The sequence below is a fragment of the Lentzea miocenica genome, from assembly GCF_033949945.1.
GTDB classification, from domain to species: domain Bacteria; phylum Actinomycetota; class Actinomycetes; order Mycobacteriales; family Pseudonocardiaceae; genus Lentzea; species Lentzea miocenica.
Genome location: NZ_JAXAVW010000011.1, coordinates 152321 through 178268 on the forward strand (window position 1 = coordinate 152321; position 25948 = coordinate 178268).

Annotated in this window: 28 protein-coding genes and 1 pseudogene; 13 read left to right on the forward strand and 16 right to left on the reverse strand. The window is 69.1% G+C overall.

Features of this window, described 5'->3' with window-relative positions; translation table 11 throughout:
• Positions 1–125 precede the first annotated feature (125 nt).
• A pseudogene (locus SK803_RS15260) lies at positions 126–662 on the reverse strand (phosphatase PAP2 family protein); the annotation flags it as partial.
• Between the two features lie 57 nt (positions 663–719).
• Here SK803_RS15260 and SK803_RS15265 point away from each other — a divergent pair.
• From SK803_RS15265 to SK803_RS15275, 3 genes are read left to right on the forward strand one after another with little or no spacing between them, the layout of a single operon-like run.
• On the forward strand, positions 720–1394 hold the full coding sequence (locus SK803_RS15265; RefSeq protein ID WP_319966637.1) for a response regulator transcription factor: 675 nt from the start codon (positions 720–722) through the stop codon (positions 1392–1394).
• A 32-nt stretch (positions 1395–1426) separates the two neighbouring features.
• On the forward strand, positions 1427–2737 hold the full coding sequence (locus tag SK803_RS15270; protein WP_319966638.1) for an ATP-binding protein: 1311 nt from the start codon (positions 1427–1429) through the stop codon (positions 2735–2737).
• Positions 2734–3123 (forward strand): hypothetical protein, encoded by a 390-nt coding sequence (locus tag SK803_RS15275; RefSeq protein WP_319966639.1) that lies wholly within the window; start codon positions 2734–2736, stop codon positions 3121–3123. Before SK803_RS15270 ends, SK803_RS15275 begins: the two co-directional genes overlap by 4 nt.
• 673 nt (positions 3124–3796) lie before the next feature.
• Here the strand turns inward: SK803_RS15275 and SK803_RS15280 are convergent.
• From SK803_RS15280 to SK803_RS15310, 7 genes are all read right to left on the reverse strand, one after another.
• Positions 3797–4615, reverse strand: coding sequence for a shikimate dehydrogenase (locus SK803_RS15280; protein ID WP_319966640.1), 819 nt, complete (start codon positions 4613–4615; stop codon positions 3797–3799).
• The gene (mltG, locus tag SK803_RS15285) at positions 4615–5823 is read right to left on the reverse strand and encodes an endolytic transglycosylase MltG (RefSeq protein ID WP_319966641.1); all 1209 of its coding nucleotides are present in this window, start codon (positions 5821–5823) and stop codon (positions 4615–4617) included. Before mltG ends, SK803_RS15280 begins: the two co-directional genes overlap by 1 nt.
• A complete protein-coding gene (gene ruvX, locus SK803_RS15290) occupies positions 5820–6308 on the reverse strand; it encodes a Holliday junction resolvase RuvX (protein WP_319966642.1) in 489 nt (162 codons plus the stop codon). The genes mltG and ruvX overlap by 4 nt, the downstream gene beginning before the upstream one ends.
• Positions 6295–8964 carry an alanine--tRNA ligase gene (gene alaS / locus SK803_RS15295; protein ID WP_319966643.1) on the reverse strand — a complete coding sequence of 890 codons (2670 nt, stop codon included), beginning with the start codon at positions 8962–8964 and terminating at the stop codon, positions 6295–6297. Before alaS ends, ruvX begins: the two co-directional genes overlap by 14 nt.
• A gap of 71 nt (positions 8965–9035) precedes the next feature.
• A complete protein-coding gene (locus tag SK803_RS15300; protein ID WP_166046713.1) occupies positions 9036–9305 on the reverse strand; it encodes a hypothetical protein in 270 nt (89 codons plus the stop codon).
• Entirely contained in the window at positions 9302–9706 is a 405-nt protein-coding gene (locus SK803_RS15305; RefSeq protein ID WP_319966644.1) for a DUF948 domain-containing protein, read from the reverse strand. Before SK803_RS15305 ends, SK803_RS15300 begins: the two co-directional genes overlap by 4 nt.
• Positions 9707–9799: 93 nt before the next feature.
• Positions 9800–10294 carry a DinB family protein gene (locus SK803_RS15310; RefSeq protein ID WP_319966645.1) on the reverse strand — a complete coding sequence of 165 codons (495 nt, stop codon included), beginning with the start codon at positions 10292–10294 and terminating at the stop codon, positions 9800–9802.
• A gap of 137 nt (positions 10295–10431) precedes the next feature.
• On the opposite strand from SK803_RS15310, the gene SK803_RS15315 reads away from it, so the two are divergent.
• Positions 10432–11010 (forward strand): GNAT family N-acetyltransferase, encoded by a 579-nt coding sequence (locus SK803_RS15315; RefSeq protein WP_319966646.1) that lies wholly within the window; start codon positions 10432–10434, stop codon positions 11008–11010.
• Here the strand turns inward: SK803_RS15315 and SK803_RS15320 are convergent.
• From SK803_RS15320 to SK803_RS15330, 3 genes are all read right to left on the reverse strand, one after another.
• A complete protein-coding gene (locus tag SK803_RS15320; RefSeq protein WP_319966647.1) occupies positions 11007–11642 on the reverse strand; it encodes a maleylpyruvate isomerase N-terminal domain-containing protein in 636 nt (211 codons plus the stop codon). The genes SK803_RS15315 and SK803_RS15320 overlap by 4 nt on opposite strands.
• 218 nt (positions 11643–11860) lie before the next feature.
• Positions 11861–13210: a replication-associated recombination protein A gene (locus SK803_RS15325; RefSeq protein ID WP_319966648.1), complete on the reverse strand. Its 1350-nt coding sequence runs from the start codon at positions 13208–13210 to the stop codon at positions 11861–11863.
• 32 nt (positions 13211–13242) lie between these two features.
• On the reverse strand, positions 13243–14484 hold the full coding sequence (locus SK803_RS15330; protein WP_319966649.1) for an RNA-guided endonuclease InsQ/TnpB family protein: 1242 nt from the start codon (positions 14482–14484) through the stop codon (positions 13243–13245).
• Between the two features lie 108 nt (positions 14485–14592).
• Between SK803_RS15330 and SK803_RS15335 the strand changes: the two genes are divergently transcribed.
• From SK803_RS15335 to SK803_RS15370, 8 genes are all read left to right on the forward strand, one after another.
• On the forward strand, positions 14593–15165 hold the full coding sequence (locus tag SK803_RS15335; RefSeq protein ID WP_319966725.1) for a uridine kinase family protein: 573 nt from the start codon (positions 14593–14595) through the stop codon (positions 15163–15165).
• Between the two features lie 70 nt (positions 15166–15235).
• Complete coding sequence (locus SK803_RS15340; protein WP_319966650.1) at positions 15236–16231, forward strand: hypothetical protein; 996 nt, start codon at positions 15236–15238, stop codon at positions 16229–16231.
• Positions 16218–16817 carry a DUF4129 domain-containing protein gene (locus tag SK803_RS15345; protein ID WP_319966651.1) on the forward strand — a complete coding sequence of 200 codons (600 nt, stop codon included), beginning with the start codon at positions 16218–16220 and terminating at the stop codon, positions 16815–16817. The genes SK803_RS15340 and SK803_RS15345 overlap by 14 nt, the downstream gene beginning before the upstream one ends.
• A complete protein-coding gene (locus tag SK803_RS15350; RefSeq protein ID WP_319966652.1) occupies positions 16814–17845 on the forward strand; it encodes a DUF4350 domain-containing protein in 1032 nt (343 codons plus the stop codon). Before SK803_RS15345 ends, SK803_RS15350 begins: the two co-directional genes overlap by 4 nt.
• On the forward strand, positions 17842–18804 hold the full coding sequence (locus SK803_RS15355; RefSeq protein ID WP_319966653.1) for an AAA family ATPase: 963 nt from the start codon (positions 17842–17844) through the stop codon (positions 18802–18804). The genes SK803_RS15350 and SK803_RS15355 overlap by 4 nt, the downstream gene beginning before the upstream one ends.
• 1 nt (position 18805) lies before the next feature.
• Positions 18806–20095 carry a DUF58 domain-containing protein gene (locus SK803_RS15360; RefSeq protein WP_319966654.1) on the forward strand — a complete coding sequence of 430 codons (1290 nt, stop codon included), beginning with the start codon at positions 18806–18808 and terminating at the stop codon, positions 20093–20095.
• Between the two features lie 89 nt (positions 20096–20184).
• Positions 20185–21015, forward strand: a complete 831-nt coding sequence (locus SK803_RS15365) for a helix-turn-helix domain-containing protein (protein ID WP_319966655.1) — start codon at positions 20185–20187, stop codon at positions 21013–21015.
• A 14-nt stretch (positions 21016–21029) separates the two neighbouring features.
• Positions 21030–21182, forward strand: a complete 153-nt coding sequence (locus SK803_RS15370; protein WP_319966656.1) for a DUF397 domain-containing protein — start codon at positions 21030–21032, stop codon at positions 21180–21182.
• Here the strand turns inward: SK803_RS15370 and SK803_RS15375 are convergent.
• Positions 21179–22078, reverse strand: coding sequence for a Kelch repeat-containing protein (locus SK803_RS15375; protein WP_319966657.1), 900 nt, complete (start codon positions 22076–22078; stop codon positions 21179–21181). The two genes, SK803_RS15370 and SK803_RS15375, sit on opposite strands and share 4 nt — an antisense overlap.
• 53 nt (positions 22079–22131) lie before the next feature.
• Positions 22132–23139, reverse strand: coding sequence for a stage II sporulation protein M (locus tag SK803_RS15380; protein WP_319966658.1), 1008 nt, complete (start codon positions 23137–23139; stop codon positions 22132–22134).
• Between the two features lie 19 nt (positions 23140–23158).
• Here SK803_RS15380 and SK803_RS15385 point away from each other — a divergent pair, with 19 nt between their 5' ends.
• Positions 23159–23890, forward strand: a complete 732-nt coding sequence (locus SK803_RS15385; RefSeq protein ID WP_319966659.1) for an RDD family protein — start codon at positions 23159–23161, stop codon at positions 23888–23890.
• Here SK803_RS15385 and SK803_RS15390 read toward each other — a convergent pair.
• The 3 genes from SK803_RS15390 to SK803_RS15400 are packed head-to-tail and all read right to left on the reverse strand — an operon-like array spanning position 23887 to position 25896.
• Positions 23887–24540 (reverse strand): GNAT family N-acetyltransferase, encoded by a 654-nt coding sequence (locus SK803_RS15390; RefSeq protein ID WP_319966660.1) that lies wholly within the window; start codon positions 24538–24540, stop codon positions 23887–23889. The two genes, SK803_RS15385 and SK803_RS15390, sit on opposite strands and share 4 nt — an antisense overlap.
• A 19-nt stretch (positions 24541–24559) precedes the next feature.
• Positions 24560–25462 carry an aminoglycoside phosphotransferase/kinase family protein gene (locus SK803_RS15395; RefSeq protein WP_319966661.1) on the reverse strand — a complete coding sequence of 301 codons (903 nt, stop codon included), beginning with the start codon at positions 25460–25462 and terminating at the stop codon, positions 24560–24562.
• A gap of 2 nt (positions 25463–25464) precedes the next feature.
• Positions 25465–25896, reverse strand: a complete 432-nt coding sequence (locus SK803_RS15400; RefSeq protein WP_319966662.1) for a nuclear transport factor 2 family protein — start codon at positions 25894–25896, stop codon at positions 25465–25467.
• Between the last annotated feature and the right edge of the window lie 52 nt (positions 25897–25948).

The following is a 25948-nucleotide window of genomic DNA, read 5'->3' on the forward strand; positions in this document are numbered from 1 at the left end:
CCCGCGGTCACGACGCCGGCCAAGGTCGACGGCGTGGCCTGCGGGTACGTCACCATCAGCCACACCCCGCCCGCCGCGAGCGCGGGAGGCACGACCAGTCCCGCGGTCCACTTGCGCAGCACCAGGAACGCGAGCATCGATACCAGCAGCGCCGCGCCGAGCGTGTCGCTGAACCGGTGCCAGCCCAGCGACACGGTCTCCGCCGCCACCGCGCCCGCCCCGAGCGCGCCGGGCACGGCGACCAAAAGGGCAAAACGCTTCGGCACCGCCATGGTCACCGCGATCACCGCCGCCACCGCCGCCGTCGTGTGCCCGCTCGGGAAGCTGTTGTGCACCAGCACCGCTTCCTCGTCCAGCTCGGGCCGCGTGAGCACGTAGAGCTTCAGCATCTGCGCCAGCAACACCGAACCGCCGAGCACGAGCAACGGCGGAAACGCCTTCTTGCGCGCTACCAGGATCACGATGATCGCGGCGATGACGATCACCATGTCCACGTTGGACGCCCACGAGCGTTGGAGTGAGAGCTCGGGCAACGCGGCGTTCTCCGCCTTCTGCCCGAACGACGTCCACACCAGCGCGAAGTACGTGAAGAGGAATCCCAGCAAGCTTCCGGCCATGCGATCGAGACTCCGCGAGCCGCTCAACGGGAACGTCCACGCCATGTCATGGTTCCGCTACAGAACCAGCACAGGTGCCGTTACCCACCGATAATGGATCTCGTGGCGATGGTCTTGCTGGTCGAGGACGACCCCTCTGTGCGCGAAGGGCTGGGTCTGGCGTTGCGCCGCCAGGGACATGACGTCCGAGCGGCCGGAACAGGCGAGGAAGGCGTCGAGAAGCTGCGCGAGTCACGCCCCGACATCGTCGTGCTGGACATCATGCTGCCGGGCATCGACGGCTTCGAGACGTGCCGCCGCATGCGCACCCAGGCCGAGGTGCCGATCATCATGCTCACCGCGCGCGGTGACGACTTCGACGTGGTCGCGGGCCTGGAGGCGGGCGCGGACGACTACGTGGTGAAGCCCGTCGAGCCGCGCGTCCTGGAGGCCAGGATCCGCGCTGTGCTGCGGCGGACCGTCTCCGAACCGTCCTCCGTGGAGCGTCACGGGTCGCTCGTGATCGATCGCGCCGGCCTGCAGGTGCTCAAGGACGAGGCGAAGGTCGGGCTGACCCCGACCGAGCTGAAGCTGCTGCTGGAGTTGTCCCGCACGCCGGGCCGCGTGCTCACCCGCCAGCAGATCCTCGAAGCCGTCTGGGAGCACGACTACCTCGGCGACTCGCGGCTGGTCGACGCGTGCGTCCAACGGCTGCGCGCCAAGATCGAGGACGTGCCCTCCGAACCCCGCTACGTCCACACCGTGCGTGGCTTCGGCTATCGCTTCGGCCCCCGATGAGGTCTGTCCTCCGCGGCCTCAGGCCCCGGCTGATGGCCGCTTTCCTGCTCCTGACCCTGCTGGGCGCGGTGGCCGCGGCGGGTGCTTCCTACGCCACGGCCCGGAACCTGCTGCTGGAGGACGCCCAGGACGGGTTCATGAACCCGTTGGTGGAGGACGTCCGCAACTACGCGCCCCGCCTCACCGTCCCGCCCGCGCAACAGGACATCGACGAGTTCGCGTCGTACCTGCGCGGCGCGGCGACCGTGATCTCCGGGGAACTGCGTTCCCGCACCGGCCCCGATCTCGGGATCGTGCCCGCGGACATGCGGGAGTCGTTGAAGTCCAGCAAGACGGTGATCTGGCAGCGCCGCACCGACCGCCCCGAGCCGTACGTGGTGATCGGCATCCCGCTGGTCCACGCCGACGGCAACACGACCGGTGTCGAGGTGTGGGCGGTGTCGTCCCTGGGCGCCCCGCAACGCGCCATCGACAGCTTCTCGACGGCCGCCTGGGTCGGTGTCAGCCTGGTCCTGCCGCTGGCGCTGGGTCTGGCGCTCTTCACCGCCAGAGGCGTCCTGCGCCCGGTGCGCCGCCTGGGAGCCGCGGCGCGCGCACTCGGTTCCGGGCGCCTGGACACCCGTGTCGACGTACGGGGCTCCGACGAGCTCTCCGACCTGGCCCGCACGTTCAACCAGGCCGCGGAGCAACTGGAGGCCACCCAGGCCGCCTCCCGCCGGTTCGTCGCCGACGTCTCACACGAACTCCGCACACCCCTGACGGCCATGAGCGCCGTGACCGCCGTGCTGGACGAGGACGCCGACACGCTCCCACCGGACACGGCCGTGGCGGCCCGCCTGGTGTCGACCGAAACGCGCAAGCTCACCCGCCTGGTCAACGACCTGATGGAGATCTCGCGCTTCGACGAGGGCGGCAACCTCCTGGAACTCGACGAGTGGGACATCAGCACGGCCGTGCGCGACTCTCTGGCCGCACGCGGGTGGACGTCGTCGGTGGACGCCACACTCCCGGACGGCGTGATGGGCCGCGTGGACCGCCGACGGCTGGACGTGATCGTCGCGAACCTCGTCGGCAACGCCCTGAAACACGGCGGTGCACCCGTGCGCCTCGTCGTGCGTCCTGGTGTCATCGAGGTGTCCGACCACGGCCCCGGCATCCCACCCGATGCCCTCCCCCACATCTTCGACCGGTTCTACAAGGCAGACACGGCCCGCTCCCGTTCCGAGGGCAGCGGTCTGGGATTGGCGATCGCATGGGAGAACGCCCGCCTGCACGGCGGCACCATCGAAGCGGCCAACGCACCCTCGGGCGGCGCGGTCTTCACGTTGCGCTTGCCCTGGTGACGCTCTCGGCCTGCGGAGTGCGCCCCACCCCGGTCCTGACCGGCGCCGAGGCCCCCACGGTCTCGTCCCACGAGCTGACCGTCTACCTGATCTCAGCCGAACAGAACGGCCTGGTCCGCCGAACCCGCGCCTACTCCGGCACGGTGGAAACCGCCACGGCCATCAACCTGCTCGTGGCCGGCCTCACCGACGAGGAGAAGAAGCTGGGCCTGCAGACCGAGGTGCCCACCACCTCGTCACGGATCTACGCGGTGTCCAACGTCGTCCTGCTGCCCGAGGACATGCCGCCCCTGTCGAAGTGGGCGCAGTTCCAGCTCTACTGCACGGCCATCGCCAGCCGGGCGAAGGTGGAGGGCGTGCAGGTGTCGGACATCGACTGCCCGTAGCGAACGTGAACGACGTCCTCGAGTCCCGATGGCAACGCCCGTGTGCGATGCGCCGATGGGTACGCGGTGGCCGAGGCGCGGATGGCTGCACTGTCGGCATCACCGCGATGGGCGAGCCCGCTGCCGATGGACCGCTGGGTAGCGGTGCACCCCCAGGCCTTGCGATTGGGGCTTTACCTTGAGGGGGCGGGATGCTTCCCTGTTCGGGTTCGGCCGGGGCGCTTCTCACCCCGCCTTTTGAGGCCGTGTCAGCATCCCGCCAGAGGCTCGAGGTCAAGCCCCAATCGCAATCGTCGCGCAGCGGCGATGCACTCCCACGCCTCGTCAATGCCCACGCGACCACCCTCGCAAGGTGACCACCCGCACGGCAGGCGACCACCCCGCTGGAACGCGACCCCACAACGCGACCCGACCCGCACCGGGCGGGAAGCCGAAGGCGGGACGCACCGGCGGCCGTGGTGTGTCCCGGTCGCCCCGCCCAAGCGGAGGCACCCGGCGGACACAACCCGCGCGTCCCGCCCACCGATGTCCGTCGAGGCAGGACACCGGCATGCGATGACCCACGAACGACTCACGGTCATCCGGAGCCAAACGAGTCACCGCTTCAGGCAACCACACGACCCGCGCACGCCGGTATTCCACAACGCCAGATGTAGACGAAAGCTGCGAAACGCTAGGAACGCACGGCCAGCTCGGCGGCCAGGGCCGACCGCATGACCTCCTGCGGCGCGGGCAACCCGGTGAACTGCTCCACCTGCCCGAAAGCCTGATGCAGCAACATGTCCAGCCCGGTGGCCAGCCGCGCCCCCGAAGCCTCCACCGCCGAGGCGACCGGTGTGGGCCACGGGTGATAGATCACGTCCAGCACGTACGGCGCCCGAGCCAACGCCGCGGCCAACGGCGCGGTGGCCTCGGCCGGCACCGTGGACACCAGCACGTCCGCCGAACCGGCCAGCACTGCGAGGTCCACAGAGGACAAAGACAGAACTTCCACCGCTACCCCGACCCTTGCAGCCGTCGCGACGGCCTCGGCAGCGCGGGAAGGATCGCGCACCACAAGGGAAACCGAGGAAATCCCGAGTTCGGCGAACCCGGCGAGAACAGCCGTGGCCGTTCCTCCCGCGCCGATCACGACACCGGTCGAACCGCCGGAGAATCCCTTCTCCCGCAACGCTCCCACGACACCGTCCACATCGGTGCAGTCCGCGTGCCATCCGGAATCGGTGCGCACCAACGTGTTGGCCGCACCTACGGCGGCAGCACGCGCAGTCACCGACGAGGCGACGGCCAAGGCCGCGCGTTTGGTCGGCATGGTGCACGAAAGCCCGACCCACTCCGGTCCCAGCGAGGCGACCAGAGCGGGTACGTCGGCTTCCGCGCACTCCAGCCTTGTGTACTCCCAGTCCAGGCCCAGCGCGGCATAAGCGGCGTTGTGCAGCACCGGGGAGAGAGAGTGCTCGATCGGCGAGCCGATCACCGCGGCCTTGCGCACTAGTAGATGCCGTCCCTCTGGGCCTTCTGGTCGTTCGCGTTGTGTTCGTCGAACGTCTTGGCGAAGCAGGAAGTGCCGTCCGCCTGGCACTTCACGAAGTACAGGATGTCGCCGCCCTCGGGCTTCAGCGCCGCGGCGACGGCCTGCTGGGAGGGTGAGCCGATCGGGGTCGGCGTCAGGCCCTGGTTGATGTAGGTGTTGTACGGGCCGTTCGCCTCGCGGTCCGCGTCGGACGTCCGGATGTGCGGCTGGTTGTTCTTGTAGTTGATGGTCGAGTCGAACTGCAGCGCCATCGGCTTCTTCAGGCGGTTGTAGATGACCTGGGAGACCTCGGGGAAGTCCTTCTCGATGGCTTCCTTCTCGATCAACGAGGCCATGACCAGCACCTCGTAGGGCCGGAAGCCGGTGTTCACGGTGCCGCCGGGGATGCCGGCGCCCTGCAGTTTCTGGGCAGAGGAGACGATGACGCTGCGGATGAGCTCGACGGCCGAGACGCCGGGTTTGACCTGGTAGACGCCGCGCATGATCAGGCCTTCGAGGCGGAACTGGGGTTCGGCGCGCTTCACGTCGGCGAGCGCCCAGTCCGGGACGCCGAGGGCGACCGGGTCGGTCTGCTCGGCCGCGGCCTTGATCTCCTCGACGCTCAGGCAGACCTTCTGGCCGTCCTTCTCCGTGCAGCTCGCGGCGGCGAGCTGGGAGTAGATGCCCGGGACGGTCTTGCCGTTGGCCTGGATGTCGGTGAGCTTCAGGCCGCCGACGATCTGGACGGCCGGCACCCTGGTCTTCGGGTCGACCATGCGGGCCACGGCCTGCTGGCCCGACATCTTCGTCTTCATCAGGTAGAAGCCCGGCTGGATCGACGTCACGCGGGCGTCGGTCTTGCTGGCCTCGATGAAGGCACGCGCGGAGGCGACGACGCCGTTGTCGTACAGGGTCGACGCGATCTTGCTGACCACGTCGCCGTCCTGGACCTCGACGATGGCGTCGGTCTCGCCGCTACCGGCGTAGTCGTCGAACGAACCGATGCCGCGCAGCTCGCGGTAGCCGTAGTACGCGCCGCCCATGCCCACGGCGAGGACCAGCGCCACGACCAGCCACAGGACTGTCTTCTTGCGCTTCTTCGCCTTGTCACGGGCGACGCGGTCGCGCTTGAGAGGACGTCGTTCGTCCACTTCGGGGTCGGTGAACAACCCGAGATCGTCGCTCACATCTCGTCCTTTCGGGCGGCCACCACGCGTGCCCGTGCGTCCAGCCAAGACTGCAGGATCTCGACAGCGGCCGCCTGATCTACCACAGCGCGCTGCTTCTTGCCCTTCACACCGCGTTGTGCCAGTACCCGGCTCACCACGACCGTCGTCAGGCGTTCGTCGCTGAACCGCACCGGCACAGGGGCGATCCGTTCGGCCAGGGCCGCAGCGTACGCGGTCGCCGCGTCCGCTGCGGGGCCGTGCCGACCGGCCAGTGTCTTGGGCAGACCGACCACGACCTCGACGACGTCATGTTCGGCCACGAGACGTACGAGCTCGGTGAGGTCCGTGCCGCGCTTCTCGTCCCGCTGCAGGGTAACCAGCGGAGTCGCCAGAAATGCCGATGGATCGCTGAGGGAAATTCCCACGCGAACCGATCCGACGTCGACGCCGAGCCTCCGTCCGGGGCCCGGATCGCCGACACCAGGTGAGTCAGTGCTGCTCAAGCACCTTGTCCAGTTCGTTCGTGAGGGCCGTGATGGCGTCGGAGACACCAGCCGGGTTCGTGCCGCCACCCTGGGCCAGGTCCGGCTTGCCGCCACCGCGGGCGGCGATGGCCGGGCCGAACACCGGGACCAGCTTGCCGGCGGCCAGGCCCAGGTCACGGGCGGCGGCCGTGGTGGCGACGACGAAGCTGACCTTGTCGCCGTCGACCGAGAACAGGGCCACCACGCCGGGCTTGTTGCCCAGCCGGTTGCGGACCTCGCCGCCGAGGGTGCGCAGGTCGTTGCCCGACACGCCCTCCAGGCCGAGGGCCACCAGCGACAGGCCGCGGATGTCCAGGGCCTTGTCGGCGAGGGACCCGGCGTTGCCCAGCAGCTGGGCGGCGCGGACCTTCTCCAGCTCCTTCTCGGCGGACTTCAGGCGCTCGACCAGCGACTCGATCCGCTCGGGCAGGCCTTCGGAGCCGACCTTGAGCATGTCGGAGAGGTTCTGCACGATGGCGCGTTCCTTGGCGAGGAACCGCATGGCCTCGATGCCGACGTAGGCCTCCAGGCGGCGCACGCCGGAGCCGACCGAAGATTCACCCAGCAGGGTGATCGGGCCGATCTGCGACGAGTGCTCGACGTGGGTGCCACCGCAGAGCTCACGCGACCACGGGCCACCGATCTCGATGACGCGCACGGTCTCGTCGTAGGTCTCGCCGAACAGGGCGACGGCGCCCATGTCCTGGGCACCGGCCATGTCGGTGTAGACGATGCTGACCGGGAGGTCCTTGCGCACGGCGAGGTTCGAGACCTCCTCGATCTCGCTCTTGGCCTCGGTGGACAGGCCACCGGTCCAGGCGAAGTCGAGCCGCAGGTAGCCGGGCTTGTTGTACGAACCGCTCTGCAGGGCCGACGGGCCGAGCACCTGGCGCAGGGCGGCGTGCACGACGTGCGTGCCCGAGTGGCCCTGGCGGGCGCCGACGCGCCACTCCGGGTCGACGCGGGCCTCGACGTGCTCGCCCTCGGCGACCTCGCCGGACTTGACGCGCACCTGGTGCACCCACAGCTTGCGGGCGACCTTCTGCACGTCGAGCACCTCGAGCTCGGCGTTGCCGGTCACGATGGTGCCGGCGTCGGACTCCTGGCCACCGGACTCGGCGTAGAGCGGGGTGCGGTCCAGCACGACCTCGACGATGTCGCCCTCGCGAGCCGACTTCACCCGCTGGCCGTTCAGCACGATGCCGCGCAGCGTGGCCTCGGAGGCCAGCTCGGTGTAGCCGGTGAACTCGGTCGGGCCCTGTTCCAGCAGCTCGCGGTACACCGACTGGTCGCCGTGACCGGTCTTCTTGCCGGCGGCGTCGGCCTTGGCACGAGCGCGCTGCTCGGCCATCAGCTTGCGGAACCCGTCCTCGTCGACGCTGAGACCGGCCTCGGAGGCCATCTCCAGCGTGAGGTCGATCGGGAAGCCGTACGTGTCGTGCAGCTGGAAGGCCTTGTCACCGGGCAGCGTGGCGCGGCCGTCGGCCTTCACCTCGGCGGCGGCACCCTCGAAGATCCGCGAACCGGCGTCGAGCGTGCGGAGGAACGTCTCCTCCTCGGCCTTGAGCACCTGCTGGATCCTGGCGTACCCGCTGACCAGCTCCGGGTAGGCCTCGCCCATCGAGTCGCGGACGACCTCGGCGTACTGCAGCAGCACCGGCTCGGTCACGCCGAGCAGGCGCGACGACCGGATGATGCGACGCAGCAGGCGGCGCAGCACGTAACCACGAGCCTCGTTGCCCGGAGTGACACCATCGCCGACCAGCAGCACACCGCTGCGGGCGTGGTCGGCGATGACGCGGAACCGGACGTCGTCGACCTCGTTGGCGCCGTACTTGCGGCCGGAGAGCTCCTCGGCCTTGTTGATGACGGCGCGGACCAGGTCGGTCTCGTAGACGTTGTCGACGCCCTGCAGCAGGTAGGCGACGCGCTCGACGCCCATGCCGGTGTCGATGTTCTTGGCCGGCAGCTCGCCGAGGATGGGGTAGTCCTTCTTGGCGCCACCCTCACCGCGGACGTTCTGCATGAAGACGAGGTTCCAGATCTCCAGGTACCTGTCCTCGTCGACTACCGGGCCGCCCTCCTTGCCGTACTCGGGGCCGCGGTCGTAGTAGATCTCCGAGCACGGGCCGCACGGGCCGGGCACGCCCATGGACCAGAAGTTGTCCTCCATGTCGCGGCGCTGGATGCGCTCGAGCGGCATGCCGGCGACCTTCTGCCACAGCTCGATGGCCTCGTCGTCGTCCAGGTAGACGGTGACCCAGATGCGCTCGGGGTCGAAGCCGTAGCCGCCCTCGTCCTGGGACTTGGTGATCAGTTCCCAGGCCAGCCGGATGGCGTCTTCCTTGAAGTAGTCGCCGAGCGAGAAGTTGCCGGCCATCTGGAAGAACGTGAGGTGGCGCGTGGTCTTGCCGACCTCGTCGATGTCGGGTGTGCGCACGCACTTCTGGATGCTCGTCATCCGCGGGGCGGGCGGCGGGGCCTCACCGAGGAAGTACGGCTTGAACGGCACCATGCCGGCGTTGACGAACAGCAGGTTCGGGTCGTCGAGCAGCAGCGAGGCGCTGGGGATGTACTTGTGCCCGGCGTTCTCGAAGTGCTCGCGGAAGCGCTTGATGATCTCGTGGGTCTGCACGGGAAGTTCCTTGCTGTGAAGAAAGGGTTGTCAGGGGCCCGCCCAAAAGGGCATGTGTCAGTGGCGAACGACTAGTGCTTGCCGTTCGCCCTGGGCGCTCGACGCCCCGGCGTGAAGCCCGTCTGACGTTCCACGGTCTCCTGCAACTCCTGTTCCCGTTCGGCCATGCCCGCGCGCACCTCGGCCCCGAAGGAACCGATCGCGCCGGCGAGCTCACGCAGGCCTTCACCCACATTAGCGCCGATACCGGCGGGAGTCGCTTGCTTTGTCACCTCGGCGGCCTTCTTGGCGGCGAAGAGCCCGGCCGCGGCACCCAGTCCGAACCAGAAGAGGCGGCTCACCTGACACCTCGCTTCTGACGGCGCTTGGCGTGCTTGTTCGGCTGTTCGGCGGCCTTGCGGCGGGCCTTCACGGCCTTGCTCACGCCGTAGGACAGCGCGGCGGCCTTGACCAGCGGCCCGCCGAGCGTGGCGGTGAACAGGCTGGTGAGCGCCGAGACGTTGCCGGTGACGGCACGCGCGTTCGCGGTGATGCCGTCGACGCGTTCCAGCTGCGTGTTCACGTGCGTGAGCGTGGTGTTCGCCTCGGTGAACAACGGGTCCGTGTTCTCGTGCGCCTTGCGCATCGCGATCGTGGCCTCGTCGAAGAAGCGCGCTGCCTTGATGGCCACGATCGCCAGCACGAGCACGAGCAGCACGAACGCACCGGCGGCGACCAGCGCTGCGATCTGCCCTGGCGACACGGATCCTCCTGGTTACCGGACGTTTTGGCTTGATTGCGAGTGAGATTACCGGGTGGGTCCGACACTCATCCGAGGGGCATCAGCAGTTGATCTTCAACGGCCGGTGGCGCCGTCGATCCGCTCCCGGATGATGTCCGCGTGACCCGCGTGCCGGGCCGTCTCGGTGGTCATGTGCGCAAGGAGCCAGCGCAGCGACTTGCGGTGGCCGTCGATCGGGATCGCCATCAGCACCTCGGGACCTCCCGCGGCCGTGATCGCCCTGTCGCTCGCCTCGATCGCCGCGCGGTACTCCGCGATCACCTCTTCGGCGGACCGGCCGGCGGGCACGGCCATGCCCAGTTCGGCCGCCTCGTCCCAGTCCGTGCCGCCGAGGTGGTGGCCGAACCAGCCGCGCTCGGCCTCGGCGAGGTGCTGGATCAGCCCGAGGATCGAGGTGCCGCTCGCGACCATCGGCCGGCGGAGCTGTTCCTCGGTCAGCCCCTCGGCCTTCTTGAGCACGCAGTGCCGCTGGAACTTGAGGAACGCGTGCGCGACGTCGAGTTCGCCCGTGTCGACGCGCGGCACGGGTTCACGCTGGGTCTCCGGCATGACACAAGAACGTAGCGCGGCAGCTCATTGACTCACGGCCGTCACAGCCTGTGAAATACCCGTCACACAGGGCTTGACACCGGCTGCCCGCGGTTATCAAGTTAGGCAACCCTAAGTTCGATGGCGCAGGAGGCCGAGTGAAGCCGGTATCGCACCTGGACTCCTACCGGAGGCACGCCCTGGCAGGGGCCCCGCCGATCCCGGAGCTCCCGGACCCGTGGGAGGCCCGCCTCGCCCGTCCGGACGGCTACGACCTGCACCTCGTCCACCGCTGGAACCAGGCGCCGCACGTGGCGGCGTTCTGGCGGCAGGCGTGGCCGTTGCCGCGCTGGGAGGAAGAGCTTCGAACCCACCTCGACGGCGACGACGTCCGCCCGTTGCTGATCAGCTGGCACGGCCGCCCGGTGATCTACACCGAGCTCTACCGCGCGGCCCGCGACGCGGTCGCCGAGACCTACCGGGCGCGGCCGCACGACCTCGGGCTGACCGTGGCGGTCGGCGAGCTCGCGATGACCGACCGCGGCCTCGTGCGGTCGCTGCTCCCCCGCCTCACCGACGCGCTGTTCGAGGCCGACCCGCACTGCACGCGGATCGTGATGGCGCCGGACGTCCGCAACAAGCGCGCCATCAGTTCGTTCGAGGCAGGCGGGTTCGTGGCCGCGGACGAGATCATGCTGCCGAACCGGGTGGCGGTGCTGATGGTGTGTCGCCGCTAGAACGCGGTGATGTCCCGCGGTGCGCGTTCCTTGCGGCTGAGCGCGCGCACCACGTCGATCGCCCGATGCTTGTTGAGCGCCATCCGGGTGAGCAGGTCGATGACCGTTTCGTTGACGTGGCGCGGAAACTCCGGCGTGTCCACGCCGACGCTCACCGCGAGGTCGTCGGAGTGCACGACGAACTCCATCATCCGGCTGACGAGGTACTCGTCCAGCGACACCGCCCACGGACCCCAGTGCGGCATCCGCACCGGCCGGTTCTCCTGCCCTGGCAACGTCTTCTCGAGGTTCCGCAGCGTTTCCCCGAACCGGTCGCAGAGCGCGTCCTGACCTTCGGTGGCGATCTTCTCGCCGCCGGCGCGGATGCGGGTGTGGAACTCGGAGCCGACGTCCAGCTCGGTCCAGTTCGCCCGCGCGTAGTGCTCCATCAACGGCACGACGGGCTCGTCGCCGACGGGCGCCGCGATCATGTCCGGCAGCGGCAGGACCTGGTAGCCGATGTGACCGGCGAGCCCGCTGACGCCGAACTCGGGCAGGGCGCTCGGCAGGCCCCAGTTCTTCGCCACCTGAGGGTCGCGCAGGAGGTCCAGGGTGATGCGGGCGGTGGTCAGAAAGTCTTCCCTGATCGTCACTTCGCCGAAGTTACGCGATACTTCCGGATCGCCTGACGGATTTCTTCTGCCTGCTCCGGCCCGAACGCACGCGCGTTGACTGGTCGGGGTCGGACAGCGCGGACGTCGCGCACCCGGAGAGGACTCCGACCACGTGATCTACAAGCTCTACCTGCACCCCGAAGCGCGCGGCGAGGTCGAACGGATCGAGAACGGCATCGTGTGGCGCTCCCGCCCGATCACTCGCCCCTGATCACCTTGCGCAGCCTGGGCAACCGCTCCGCCACCGCGCGTTCGGCACCACGCCCCGTCGGCTCGTAGTAGTCGCGCCCCACCAGGTCGTCCGGCGCGTACTGCTGCGTCAGCACACCCTCAGGAACGTCGTGCGGGTACCGATAACCCTGAGCGTTCCCCAGCTTCGCCGCTCCGGCGTAATGCCCGTCCCGCAGATGGGCGGGCACAGCACCGATCGCACCCTTCCGCACATCCGACATGGCAGCGTTGATCGCGGTCGTCACGGCGTTGGACTTCGGCGCGGTAGCGAGGTGGATCGTGGCCTGCGCGAGGTTCAGCGTGCACTCGGGCAGCCCGATGAGCTGCACGGCCTGTGCCGCGGCCACACACGTCTGCAGCGCGGTCGGGTCCGCCATGCCGATGTCCTCGCTGGCGTGGATCACCAACCGCCGCGCGATGAACCGCGGGTCCTCCCCCGCCTCGATCATCCGGGCGAGGTAGTGCAGCGCCGCGTCCACGTCCGAGCCGCGGATCGACTTGATGAACGCCGAGGTCACGTCGTAGTGCTGGTCGCCGTCGCGGTCGTAGCGGACGGCCGCCTTGTCCACAGTGGACTCCAGCAGCGGCAGCGTGACGACGCCGCCGTTCGAGGCCAGCGCCGAGTCCGCCGCGGCTTCCAGAGCGGTCAGCGATCGGCGCGCGTCACCGCCGGCCAGCCGCACGAGGTGGTCCTCGGCGTCCTGCTCCACGACGACGGTGCCGCCCAGCCCGCGTTCGTCGGACACCGCGCGGCGGATCACGGCCCGCACGTCGTCGTCGGACAACGACTTGAGTTGCAGCACCAAGGACCGTGACAACAGCGGCGAGACCACGGAGAAGAACGGGTTCTCCGTCGTGGCCGCGACCAGCAGCACGATCCGGTCCTCGACAGCGCCCAGCAGAGCGTCCTGCTGGGTCTTGGAGAACCGGTGCACCTCGTCGATGAACAGCACGGTCGACTCGCTGGTCCGCACCAGCCGCCGCCGGGCCTCGTCGATGACCGCCCGCACCTCCTTGACGCCCGCGGACAGCGCCGACAGAGCGACGAACCGGCGGCCGGTCGCCTTCGACACGAGGGTCGCGAGGGTCGTCTTGCCGGTGCCGGGAGGGCCGTAGAGCATCACGGACGCCGGGGTGGCGCCCTCGACCAGGCGGCGCAGCGGCGCGCCCGGCCCGAGCAGGTGGTCCTGGCCGACGACCTCGTCCAGCGTGGCCGGGCGCATCCGCACGGCCAGCGGGGCGTTGGCCGCGATGCGCTCGGCCTTCTCCTCGTCGGTCGCGCCGAAGAGGCCCTCGTCGAACAGACCTTCGCTCATGCGTTCGAGCGTAGTTGACGTGCTCCTCGTCCTCACGGACGGGGATTTCCGCACGGCTGCGGCGTGTCCCTGGTGCTTCCTGGTTCAACGCCCTGTGCCGCCCCGCAGGGTGGTCTTACCTGGGCTCCGCAGGCGTTTAGTCTCTCCGCACGTCCTGCGGCGAGTATGTTGCGGGCGGCGTTGTGGTCCCGGTCGTGAGCAGTGAGACAGCCGGGGCACGTCCACTGCCGGATGTTGAGCGGCATGCTCTCCACTCGGTGCCCGCACGCCGCGCACGTCTTGGAGCTGGGCAACCACCGCGACACCGTGTGCACGGTGCGGCCATAGCGCTCGGCCTTCTGCTTGAGCAACTGGACGAACTGGCCCCATCCAGCATCGTGAATGGCCCGTGCCAGTCTGCGGTTGCGCACCATGCCGCTGATGTTGAGGGCCTCCAGGTGAACCGCTTGGTTGTCGCGGACCAGGCTCAAGGCCTGCTTGTGGTGGAAGTCCCGGCGTGCGCGGGCGATCTTGCCGTGCTGGACGGCGACAACGCGCCGTGCCTTGGCGCGGTTGCGGCTGCCCTTGGCCTTGCGCGCCAAAGCGCGTTGAGCGCGGGTGAGCTTGCGTTGCCCTCGGGCCAGGTGATTCGGGTTGGCGACCTCGCGCCGTGTTCCACTGGTGCAGGCGATTGTGGCCAGTCGGGTAATGCCCAGGTCGATCCCCGATTCCCGCTCGATCAGCGGCAACGGGGTCGGCTCGATCTCCACTACGAAGGACGCGTAGTACCGGCCGTCCGGTTCGCGGATGATCGTGACCGACGAAGGTTCGCAGGGCAGGTCGCGTGACCAGCACACCGCGACGTCGCCGATCTTCGCCAGGTACAGCCGCCCACTCGGACGCAGGCGAAACCCGTTGCGGGTGAGCCTGAACGACTGCCGGTGGTCCTTGCTGGACTTGAACCTGGGTCTTCCCATCTTGCCGCCACGGCGCTTGCCTGACAGCGAGTCGAAGAAGTTGCGGTAAGCGCGATGCGAGTCCTGCACGGACTGCACCAGCGCCACCGAGGCCACCTCAGACAGCCAAGCGCGCTGCTCGGTGGTCTTCGCAGCGGTGATGACACGCCGTTGCACCTCAGCCGGTGAGATCTTCTCTCCGGCCGCCTGGGCCTCGTCGCGGCAGCGGATGGCGTCGTTGAACACCACTCGGGCACACCCGAACGTGCGTGCCAGCATCCCGCGTTGAACCGCAGTGGGTTCAATCCGGTAGCGGTACCTGGCCAACACGACGATCATGATAATCCGTGGCAACGAGCACCAACGGGACCAGCGGGCGGGTGTATCGGGCCTGTCGGCGCGATCCCTGCTCGTCTGGGTCATGTGCGAAAATCGCGTCTCGTGCCCATGCCCCGTGCCGTTCTCCTCGCCGGACCTTCCGGCTCCGGGAAGTCGACGCTCGCCGCCCACCTCGGCTGGCCCGTGCTGCGCCTGGACGACTTCTACCGCGACGGCGACGACCCGCTGCTGCCCCGCGACGAGCACGGGCGCGCGGACTGGGACGCCATCGGCTCGTGGAACGCGGACGCGGCACTCAAAGCGATCGTCGAACTGTCCGACACGGGCCGCACCGACGCCCCGGTCTACTCCATCAGCGAGGACCGCAAGGTCGGCACCCAGACGATCGAGCTCGGCGACGCGCCCGCGTTCATCGCGGAAGGGCTGTTCGCGGATCTGCTGGTGGAGGGCGCCCGCGAGGCCGGTGTGCTCAGGGACGCCATCGTGCTCGCGCCGAGCCCGCCGGTCACGTTCGTGCGCAGGTTCGCCAGAGACGTGGCCGAGGCCCGCAAGCCGGTTCCGACGCTGCTCCGGCGCGGTCTGCGGCTGATGCGTGAGCAACCTCAGGTGGTCAAGAGGTGCGTCAACGCGGGCATGCGACGCACGACACCCACGAGGGCGCGGACCGAGCTCGTTTCGTGATCGGCTTGCCCGGTGCCGGTCGCCCTGGTCTGGCAGGATGCCGCTCACACACGACCCGGGGGTAGCCGCGATGTCCGAAACGCCTGGCTGGTCCTCACCCGACCAGCAACCCAACCAGCCGCAGCAGCCGCAGCAGCCGCCGCAGCCCCCGCCGGGCTACTACGCCCCGCCGCCTCCCGGACCGGGCCCGACGATCAAGCCCGGCGTGATCCCGCTGCGCCCGCTCGCCGTCGGTGAGATCGTCGACGGCGCGATCACGACGATGCGCCGCTACCCGAAGCTGCTCATCGGCGCGGCCGCGGTGGTCGCGGCGATCACGCAGATCGTCGGCCTGCTGGTGCAGCTGCCGTTCCTGGACGACCTCACCGCGGTCGTGACGCTCGACCCGAACACGGTGACGCAGGAACAGGCCGTCAACCAGTTCACGGACGCCATCGTCGGCTTCCTCACCGGCACGTTGCTCAGCGTCCTGCTGGCGCTGATCGGCACGGTGTTCCTGTCCGGCTTCATCACCGTCATCGTGGGTCACGCGGTGCTGGGCAAGCCCGTCACGTTCGCGCAGGCGTGGGAGGAGTTCAAGCCGCGTCTGCTGCCGCTGCTCGGCGCGACGCTGCTGGCCGCTCTGGTGATCGCCGTCGGCCTGCTGTTCTGCATCGTGCCCGGCATCTACCTGTGGGTGCTGTTCGCGCTCGTCACGCCCGCGCTGGTGCTGGAGCGCTGCGGCGTCGGTGCCGCGTTCGGCCGCTCGAAGACCCTGGTGAACGGCGCCTGGTGGCGGACGTTCGGCATCCTGCTGCTCACCGTCGTGATCGGCTGGGTCATCAGCTGGATCATCAGCCTGCCGTTCGGCCTGCTGGGCGCGGCGAGCACCGGCTTCAGCGACGACCCGACCGCGGCGCTGAGCATCGGATCGCTGGTCCTGTCCACGATCGGCGGAATCATCGCGTCGACGATCACGCTGCCGTTCAGCTCCGCGGTGACCGTGCTGGTCTACGTCGACCGCCGGATGCGCTCCGAGGGCATGGACATCGAACTCCAGCGGGCCGCGGGGCATGGCGGTATCTGACGTACCGGTAGATCTCGACCGCGACGACGCCAGGGACGCTGCCGTCCGGGAGCTCAGCGACCCGGCGTACGTCTCGGACGACCCGAACCCGATCGAGCGCGCCTTCGAGTGGGTGCTGGAGAAGCTGGGCGAGTTCTTCGCGGGCGCCGGCGGCATGAGCGGCATCACCGCGATCACGATCCTCGTCGTGGTCGCGGTGATCGTCGTGATCGTCATCAGGCTCCGGATCGGGCGCACCGGCCGTTCTCTGCGTTCCGGCGACAAGGTGTTCGGCTCGACCGTCATGACGGCTGCCGAGCACCGGGCCGCCGCCGAACGCGCCGCGGCGGCCGGTGACCTGGCCGAGGCCGTGCGCGAACGCTTCCGCGCGGTGGTGCGGGAACTGGAGCAGCGCGGCGTCCTCGACCCGCGCGCCGGACGTACTGTCGACGAGGTGGCACTCGAAGCGGGCAGGGCACTCCCGGTGCTCGCGGACGACCTGCGCGGCGCGGCGGTGCAGTTCGACGACGTCTGGTACGGCGGCAGGCCCGCCACCCCCGAGGGCTATCAGCAGCTCGTGACGGTGGACGGCAGGGTGCGCGGATGACGGCGGTCTCCCCCGACGCCGGGCGGATCTGGACGGCCGCGCGCGGCCCGTTGCTGATCGGCATGATCATCCTGTGCACGGCCGTCGTGATCACGTTGCTGCGCGGCGGTGGTGAGGGCGGTTCGCTCGACCCGCGATCGTTCCGCCCGGAAGGCAGCCACGCGGTCGCCCGTTTGCTGGAACAGAACGGCGTGCGCGTCGAACTCACCGACAACGCGTCCGCTGTGGACGGTGCGACGCTGTTCGTGACGCAGCCGAACCTCATCGATCCGGCACGGTTGCGGGACCTGAGCGAGCAGGCGGCGGCCACGGTCTTGCTCGCTCCGGCGACCGGGGTGAGCCGGATCGAGGTCGAGACGCGGCAGCCGGGCTGCCCGCTGGCGTCGAAGGCGGGCGCGGCGACCACCGGCGGGTTCGTCTACGAGGGCGAACAACGTTGCTACGACTCGACGTTGGTGCGCACCGGCACGGTCACGATGATCGGGTACGGCGGCATCTTCACCAACCGCGACATCGACGAGGAAGGCAACGCGGCGCTCGCGCTGTCGTTGCTGGGCCAGCACGAGCGGCTGGTCTGGTACGTGCCGTCCGCGGCGGACAAGTCGCAGCAGAAGTCGCTGACGGACCTGGTCCCGGACGGCTGGAAGTTCGCCGCTCTGCAACTCGGCCTCGCGGCCGTGGTGATCGCGCTGTGGCGGGCCCGCAGGCTCGGCCGGGTCGTGCCCGAACCGCTGCCGGTGGTCGTGCGCGCCGCCGAGACCGTGGAGGGCAGGGCGCGGCTGTACCGCCGGTCGCACGCCGCCGGGCACGCGGCTTCGGTGCTGCGGCAGGCGACCCGCGAACGGCTCGCCCCGTTGCTGGGGCTGCCGGCGGGCGAGGACCCGTCGGTCGAGATCGCTCACCGGACGTCGCGACCCGTCGCGGACGTCCGGACTTTGCTCTATTCCCAGGAGCCGGTGGACGACCGGGGGCTGGTCGCGCTGGCTGACGAGCTGGACGCTCTGGAGAACGAGGTGCGCAAGGCATGACGGCAGTGGTCACCACCGAGGAAGCACGCACGGCGCTGGTGGCGCTGCGCACGGAGATCGGCAAGGCCGTGGTGGGCAACGACGCCGCCGTCACGTCCCTGATCCTCGCGTTGCTGTGCAAGGGACACGTGCTGCTGGAAGGCGTGCCGGGCGTCGCGAAGACGTTGCTGGTGCGCGCGATGGCCCGTGCGCTGGACCTGTCGACGACGCGCGTGCAGTTCACGCCGGACCTGATGCCCGGCGACCTGACCGGGTCGCTGGTCTACGACTCGCACAACGCGGCGTTCTCGTTCCGCGAGGGCCCGGTCTTCACGAACCTGCTGCTCGCCGACGAGATCAACCGCACGCCGCCGAAGACGCAGGCCGCGCTGCTGGAGGCGATGGAGGAACGGCAGGTGTCCGCGGACGGCAAGACGCGGCCGCTGCCCACGCCGTTCATCGTCGTCGCCACGCAGAACCCGGTGGAGTACGAGGGCACCTACCCGTTGCCCGAGGCTCAGCTGGACCGGTTCCTGCTGAAGGTGACCATGCCGATCCCGCCGCGCGAGCAGGAGATCGACGTGCTGGCCCGGCACGCCGCCGGGTTCGATCCGCGCGACCTCTCCTCGCTGTCGCCGGTGGCCGGTGCGGCGCACTTGGAGGCCGGTTCGGCGGCCGTGCGCGCGTTGACCGTGGCGCCTGAAGTGATCGCTTATGTGGTCGACGTGTGCCGTGCGACCCGTCAGTCCCCCGCGGTCCGTCTGGGCGTTTCTCCGCGTGGCGCAACGGCTCTGCTGGCTGTCGCACGGGCGTGGGCGTGGCTGGCCGGACGTGAGTACGTGACGCCGGACGACGTGAAGGCGTTGGCCCGCCCGGCTTTGCGGCACCGCCTGGAGCTGCGCCCGGAGGCCGAGCTGGAGGGCGTGACGGCGGACGGCGTGCTGGACGGCGTGCTCGGCACGGTCCAGGTGCCGCGCTGACGTGGCGCTCACGGGCCGCGCGGGGCTGCTCGCGCTCATCGGGGTTCTCGTCGTCGGACTGCTCTTGCCGTCGTGGCAAGGGATTCTCGTCGTGCTCGGCTTGCTGTTGTTGTGCGTTGCGGTCGACCTGTTGCTGGCGGCCGGTGTACGGCGGTTGACCTTCACACGCGCTGGTTCGACCTCGGTGCGCACAGGTGAGCTGTGTTCCGTGCAGCTGACCGTGCACAACCCCGGACGTCGGTTGCGTGGCGTGCTTCGTGACGCATGGGCGCCTTCTGCCGGTGTGGTCGCCGACCGCGTTGCCATCGACGTGCCCGCTGGTGGCTCGCGTGTGATGTCTTTCGACCTACGGCCGATACGCCGTGGTGATCGCGTTGCCGACCGTGTGACCGTGCGGTCTGTCGGACCGTTGGGGATCGCGGCACGACAGGGTTCGCACGTCGTGCCGTGGACGGTGCGCGCGCTGCCGCCGTTCCACAGCCGCCGCCACCTGCCGCCGTTGCTCGAACGGCTGCGCGAGCTGGACGGCCGCCGCGCCTCGCTGATCCGGGGCGCCGGTACGGAGTTCGACTCGTTGCGCGCCTACGTGATCGGCGACGACGTGCGGTCGATCGACTGGCGCGCTTCGGCCCGTTCGTCGGACGTCGTGGTGCGGACGTGGCGGCCCGAGCGCGACCGGCAGGTGACGATCGTGCTCGACACCGCCCGCACGGCGGCGAGCCGGGTTTCCGGCGCTCTGGGTGGCCTGCCGCGGCTGGACACGTCGATGGACGCCGCGCTGTTGTTGTCCGCCTTGGCCTCGCACGCCCGCGACCAGGTCGACTTCCTGGCGTTCAGCCACAAGGTGCGCGCTTCGGTGCCTCGGGCCACGCTGCCCGTTCTGGTGCAGGCGATGGCGCCGCTGGAGGCCGAGCTGGTGGAGTTCGACGCCCGTGGCGTGGTGGCGGAGGTGCTGCGCCGGGCCGGTCGCCGCTCGTTGGTCGTGCTGCTGACGTCGCTGGAGCCGTCGATCGAGCACGGTTTGCTGCCGCTGTTGCCTGCCCTGGCTTCGCGGCACCGGCTGCTGATCGCCTCGGTGTCCGACCCCGCCGTGCACGAGATGGCGGCCGGGCGCGGAGACCTGGAGTCGGTCTACGCCGCTGCTGCTGCGGAACGCACTCTGGCCGAACGCCGCCGTCTCACCGCTTTGCTTGCACGGCACGGTGTTGACGTTGTGGACGCACTGCCGGATGATCTGCCACGCGCTCTCGCGGACCGCTACCTGTCGTTGAAGGCCGCAGGCAAACTCTGAACTTGTACCGGCTCCAAAAAGTACTTCCTTCGGGGCTATTCGGGCGGAAACGATGGAGCCGAAAGCCTTGCTGCTCCTAGTTTCTTGCCATGCCACGACGAAGCTCCAGCGTGGTGGGCCGGGAGTTCGGCAACGGCGTCCGCGACGCCATCAAGCAGACCCACATGACCCACCGCCAGATCGCCGAGAATCTCGACTGGGACGAGTCCAAGCTGTCCGACATGGTCCGAGGCAAGGGCGGCGTCAGTGAAGCCGAAGTGCTGCAACTGCTCGCCTTCTGCCGCGTTCCACCTGCCGAGACCCGCCACCTGATCACGCTGTACCGCGAGACGCGCGAAAACGGCTACCTCCAGACTCCTGCGGAGGGGTGGCCCGACAAAATGCGCGTTCTGATCGAACAGGAGCGCCTCGCCAACGTCATCACCGTCTGGTCGATGAACCTGATCCCTGGCCGACTCCAGACCTCTGACTACATGAGGGCTGTGGTCGCAGGGGGAGTTCGCGACGATTCAGTCGACTACGAGAAGGTCATCACCACAAGACTCGCGCGCCGGGAGCTCTTTCACTGGAGTCGCGAGTTCGTGTTCTTCGTCCACGAACAGGCTTTGCGACTTCCGGTCGGGAGTCCGGACGTGATGAAAGACCAACTTCTACATCTTCTGGGGATGGAGCAGCGCTCCTACATCACGATCCGCGTCGTACCCACCGCAATGGGCGCGCACGCAGGTCTGTCGGGCTCGTTCATGCAGCTGCGGTACGAGAAGTTCGAGCCGGTCGTCTTCATCGAGAGTCAGACTTCTGGGCTCTTCCTCGAAGACAAGGCGTCACTTGCCATCTACGCCAAGGCGCTGAAGTTGCTCGACCGGCAAGCGATGGATGCGGTTCAATCGAAGGAGCTGATCACCAGCATCCTGAACTGAGGAGTTGTTTCCGCATGTCGGTCTGGCGCAAGAGCAGCCGCAGCCCCATCAACGACTGCGTCGAGGTCCGTCGTCGCATCGGCATCCGGGACAGCAAGGCGCCGACCGCGCATCTGCCGGTGTCCACCGATGCGTGGTCAGCCTTCCTGCGCAGCCTGAAGTCCTAGTGGAGCGACAGGGCCAGCACCTCATCGGTGATCGTGGCGATCCCGTCGTCGTCGAAGGTGACGCCGCCGATCGCCAGCAGTGAGCCGTTGGGTTCGGTAGCCGCGAACAAGGAAACTCTCCGCTGAGGCAGTCGAGTCTCGATGGTCCGCCACCGGTCCTCGCGCACGTCGTAGATCTCGATGGTGTCCAGGAACGTGCTCTTGTCGCCAACTTGGGTGTAGCCGCCGACGACCGCGATGTCATGCCGGACAACGGCAATCCCGAAAAACGCGCGGGTCTCGCGCATCGGGGCGATCCTCGTCCAGGTGTCGGTGTGCGGGTCGTAGCGCTCGGCCGACGACCGGGTGTCGAAGTCGTCGTTCTCTCCACCGATGGCGTACAGGTGGCCGTCCACCGCGATCAACTTGTGCCGTGCCCTGCGGTCCAGCATCGGCGCGACTTCCTTCCACCCCGCCTCAGGTTCCTCGGGGTCGAAGACGACCACGGAATCGGTGTTGTCGTCCTCGCTCACGCTGCCCCCGGCCACGTACAGCAGGCCGTTCAGCCCGGCGCCCGCGGGAGCCGCGCGCAGTTGCGGCAACGAAGAGACGGACGTCCACGTCTCCTCACGCGGATCGAACCGCTCCACCTCGTCCCGGAATCCCTGATTGCCCCCACCGGCGACGTACACCTTGCCGTCGACAGCGGCGACCGCGGGATTGCCTCGCGCCGTGATCATGGGCGGCAGAGACCGCCACTCGCCCCTGCCCGCCCTCCGGCGCGCCTCGACAGCGGGCACTGGCGGTTTCTCGTCGTCGGGAACGCCTGTCACGACGATGATGTGCTCGTTCACGATCGCGCCGTCGTGGGCTTTTCTCCGCTGCACCAACGACGGCCGCTTTCTCCACTCGGCCATCACTTCACGGTTCTCGCCGCGGCCACGTCCGCCAATCGGCCGATGGCGTTGCTCTAGACGGCCGCCGGAACGACGTCCTCGCGTTCACTCGCGTCCACGTCACCCGTCTCGCCCTGTTGCGCGGCACGACGTCCGATCACGAACACGTACAGCAGGAACAGCACCTCAGCGACGATCCCGATGCCGACCCGTGCCCACGTCGGCAGCCCGGACGGCGTCACGAACCCTTCCAGCACACCGGAAACCAGCAACACCACGACGAGCCCGAGCGCCACCGCCACCACCGCCCGCCCCTCGGCGGCAAGCGCGGCGCCGCGGGTGCGTTTGCCGGGGTCGATCACCTGCCAGCCCAGCCGCATGCCGATGCCCGCCGCGACGAACACCGCCGTCAGCTCCAGGAGTCCGTGCGGGGCGAGCAGCCCGAGGAACTCCGCGCCCCGCCCGGCACCGAACATCAGCCCGACGCCGACGGCGAGGTTGAGGGCGTTGGTGAAGAGCAGGTAGATCGGCGGGATCGCGAACAGCACGCCCAGCAACAGGCAGGTGGCGGCGACCCAGGCGTTGTTCGTCCACACCTTCGCCGCGAACGACCCGGCCGGGTCGCTGGAGTAGTAGGCCTCGTACCCGCCGCCGACCTTGGTCATCTCGCGCAGCTCGTCCGGCGCGGCGATGGTCGCCTGCACGTCCGGGTTGGCCGCGATCCACGCCGCCATCACGCCCGTGATCAGGTAGAACACCACTCCGGCCGGCACCCACCAGCGCCAGCCGAGGTAGATCGCGGCGGGCAGCCGGTGCGTGAAGAACCGCGTGAACACCTTGAACGCCGGCGTGTGCGTGCCCGTCAGCGCCGACCGTGCCTGCGCGACCAGCGACGACAACCGTTCCACGGTGGCCGGGTCCGGGGTCTGGCTGCGCACGATCGACAGGTGTGTCGTGACGCGCTGGTACAGCTCGATCAGCTCGTCGGCCTCGGCCCCGCTGAGCCGGCCGGACCGCTTCACGAGCTGCTCGAGCCGCTGCCACGACGCGCGGTGGCGCTCGATGAACACGTCCAGATCCACGATGAGTCACACTATCCGCGTGGGGGACCTCGTCACCGGTGAAGCCGTAGTTCTGGACCTGCGCGTCGCACAACTCGCGAGCAGGGCCGTCGCGTTCGTGTTCGACGTGGCCGTGCAGTTCGGCCTGCTGCTGCTCGCCTTCCTGATCACACCGATCGGCTTCGACGACGCGCTGCAGTCCGCTCTCGCCCTGACGCTGACCGTCCTCGTGCTGATCGGCTACCCGACCGCCGTCGAGTCGCTGTCCCGCGGCCGTTCGCTCGGCAAGCTGATCATGGGCCTGCGCGTGGTGCGCGACGACGGCGGCGCGATCCGCTTCCGGCACGCCCTGGTGCGCGCTCTGGGCGGCTTCTTCATCGACTTCTGGGCCCTCGGCCTAGGCGGCGCGGTGGCGCTGTTCACGTCACTGTTCTCGCCGAAGGGCAAGCGCGTCGGCGACTACCTCGCAGGCACTTTGGTCATCCGCACGCGCGTGCCGGCGCAGACCGTGGAACTCGCCGAGATGCCGCCGCAGCTGGCCGACTGGGCGCGCGGCCTGGACCTGTCGCAGCTGCCGGACGAACTGGTGCTGGCGGCGCGGCAGTACCTGAGCCGATATCACGAGTTGAGCGAGAAGGCCCGGTGGGAACTGGGGGCGCGGCTGGCGGACGACGTCGGTACCGCGATCCGGTCGCCGCGCGTCGAGTACACGCACCCGCATCCGTACCTGGCCGCGGTGCTGGCAGAGCGTCGGCGGCGCGCGGCCGGCTAAGCCGCCAGATGCGCGGCGGTGATCGGTGATTCGACCGTCCACCCGAGCTTCTCGTACAACGCGAGCCCTGCTTCCGTGGCGACCAGCACGGCGCGCACCGCGCCACGGTCCTCGGCGACGCGCGACAGTTCGGACATGACGACTCTGCCGAGACCGCGCCTGCGATGCGCGGGGCCGGTCTCCACCACGTCGATGACGGCAGCGCTCCCCCGCACCGCGACCCGTCCCTTGGCTGCGAACTCGCCGCCATCGGTGCGGACGACGGCATCGTGCACGTCGCCGGTGCTGTGCGTTTCCACGGTGTAGTGATCCGGCGGGGTGATGGTCTGCCGAGTCCCCAGCTCGGTGCTCATCAGATACTCCGGCGCACCGATCGTCCATCTCGAACTCAGCGCGGGCCTCACGTGCTCGGCCGAGCCGCAGACCTTCAGCCAGGAGCCGGGTTCGGTGAGTCCCGCGGCACGTGGGCCGGCCGAGCCCGGTTCCAGCAGGACGTGGCGCACCCGGTGTTCGGGCAGGCCGACGTCGATGCGGTAGCCGTCGGGTTCCTGCACGGGATCCGGGGTGCCGCGGGACAACGCCCAGCCCCACACCCAGTCGGTGACGACCTGGATGGTCCGCGGCGATGCCGGAGTCCTGAAATCGATCACACCGCGATCCTGTCACGCCCTATGCGGCCGCACGGCGCAATCGTTCAGCCGCTTGCTCACGAACGGCGTTGAGAGACACCGGAGCGTCCCCGTGCAGCACTTCCCACCGTGCGTTGTGCAGCGCGGTCCACAGGCTCGCCGCCCACGCGATCTCCTGCTCCTCCGCGGTGAACGCGCGCCCCCGAAACTCCTGATACGCCACGAGGAACGCCGCGGAACTCTCCACCGGGACCAGCGACGGCGGCGGATCGTTGGCGAACGCACCGGACGCCGCACCCACCAACGCCGCCTCGGGTTGCCAGGCCAGGCTGTCCCAGTCGTGCACGGCCCACACCTCGCCGTCCCGCCACCGCAGGTTCTGCGCCTCGAAGTCGGCGTGGCCCAGCACGCACGGCAGATCGGTGGCCAGCAACCGTTTGCGCACGCGCTCGGCCGAGTCGGTGACGTGTTCGGGCACCACGCTCTGGTCGCGCGCGTCGAGGAAGTCGATCACCGGCCAGAGCCCGGTGTCGGTGTGGTCCCAGCGCGACCAGCGCGGGTTCGGCAGCGGTGGCGGGACGGTGACGACGGACAGTTCTGCCATCAGCCGGGCGAAGACGGCGGCGTAGCGTTCGGCGATGTCCGGAGTGTCGCCGCGCAGCACTTCGCCGCCGGGCAGGAAGTCTTCGGCGTGCACGGCCAACGCGCCGACGGCGACCAACGGCGTGATCGGCCGGGGACACGGAAAACCCCGTTCAGCCAGCACGGTCTGTGCTTCCAGGCACGACGCTGCCCGACCGTCATCGATCCGTGCCTTCACCACTACGTCTCGCCCGTCGGCCAGTCGCAGGCCGACGACCTCCGAGATCGACCGTCGCTCGAACAGCACGCCGACCGGCGCGCTCCCCAGGTGTGCAGCGCACCAGGCCGGCAGCCAGTCCACGGTCAGACTCCGAGAAGTTCCGTGAGCAGCAGCGGGTTCATGTAGTCGTCGTAACGCACGATCTCGCCGTCGCGCAAGTGGATGATCGCGACGGCCGTGAACGTGTAGTAGTCCTGCTTCACCTTCGACCAGCCGCGGTGCGTGATCTCGGCGACGGCCACGTCGGGGTCGTTGGTGCGCCAGCACTGCGCCTCGACACTGCGCACCTCGATCTTGTCTCGCACGGCCGCGCCGCGGACCTTGCCGAAGTACGCGCGGATCTCCTCGCGTCCCTTGATCTCCTCCGGCTGGAACGCGGTCGCGAAGCGGTACGCCATCACTCCGTCCTCGGCGAAGAGGTCGGCGAACTGCCCGTGCGTCTCCTCCCCCGCCACCATGCCGCGAACGTGCTCGACGATCTCCTCGGGTGTGCGCGTCATCTGTCGTGCCCCCATCTCTAGAATCGGAACGGTGACCCCGGTTAGGACGATACGGAACGCACGCCCC

Bases quoted from the DNA above. Each gene is read 5' to 3' on its own strand.
- SK803_RS15350 (WP_319966652.1), top strand. From the start codon at position 16,814: ATGACGGCGGTCTCCCCCGACGCCGGGCGGATCTGGACGGCCGCGCGC.
- SK803_RS15330 (WP_319966649.1), bottom strand. From the start codon at position 14,484: ATGATCGTCGTGTTGGCCAGGTACCGCTACCGGATTGAACCCACTGCG.
- SK803_RS15370 (WP_319966656.1), top strand. From the start codon at position 21,030: ATGTCGGTCTGGCGCAAGAGCAGCCGCAGCCCCATCAACGACTGCGTC.
- SK803_RS15310 (WP_319966645.1), bottom strand. From the start codon at position 10,294: ATGCCGGAGACCCAGCGTGAACCCGTGCCGCGCGTCGACACGGGCGAA.
- SK803_RS15325 (WP_319966648.1), bottom strand. From the start codon at position 13,210: ATGAGCGAAGGTCTGTTCGACGAGGGCCTCTTCGGCGCGACCGACGAG.
- SK803_RS15355 (WP_319966653.1), top strand. From the start codon at position 17,842: ATGACGGCAGTGGTCACCACCGAGGAAGCACGCACGGCGCTGGTGGCG.
- SK803_RS15365 (WP_319966655.1), top strand. From the start codon at position 20,185: ATGCCACGACGAAGCTCCAGCGTGGTGGGCCGGGAGTTCGGCAACGGC.
- SK803_RS15400 (WP_319966662.1), bottom strand. From the start codon at position 25,896: ATGGGGGCACGACAGATGACGCGCACACCCGAGGAGATCGTCGAGCAC.
- SK803_RS15335 (WP_319966725.1), top strand. From the start codon at position 14,593: ATGCCCCGTGCCGTTCTCCTCGCCGGACCTTCCGGCTCCGGGAAGTCG.
- SK803_RS15270 (WP_319966638.1), top strand. From the start codon at position 1,427: ATGGCCGCTTTCCTGCTCCTGACCCTGCTGGGCGCGGTGGCCGCGGCG.
- SK803_RS15375 (WP_319966657.1), bottom strand. From the start codon at position 22,078: ATGGCCGAGTGGAGAAAGCGGCCGTCGTTGGTGCAGCGGAGAAAAGCC.
- SK803_RS15340 (WP_319966650.1), top strand. From the start codon at position 15,236: ATGTCCGAAACGCCTGGCTGGTCCTCACCCGACCAGCAACCCAACCAG.
- SK803_RS15345 (WP_319966651.1), top strand. From the start codon at position 16,218: ATGGCGGTATCTGACGTACCGGTAGATCTCGACCGCGACGACGCCAGG.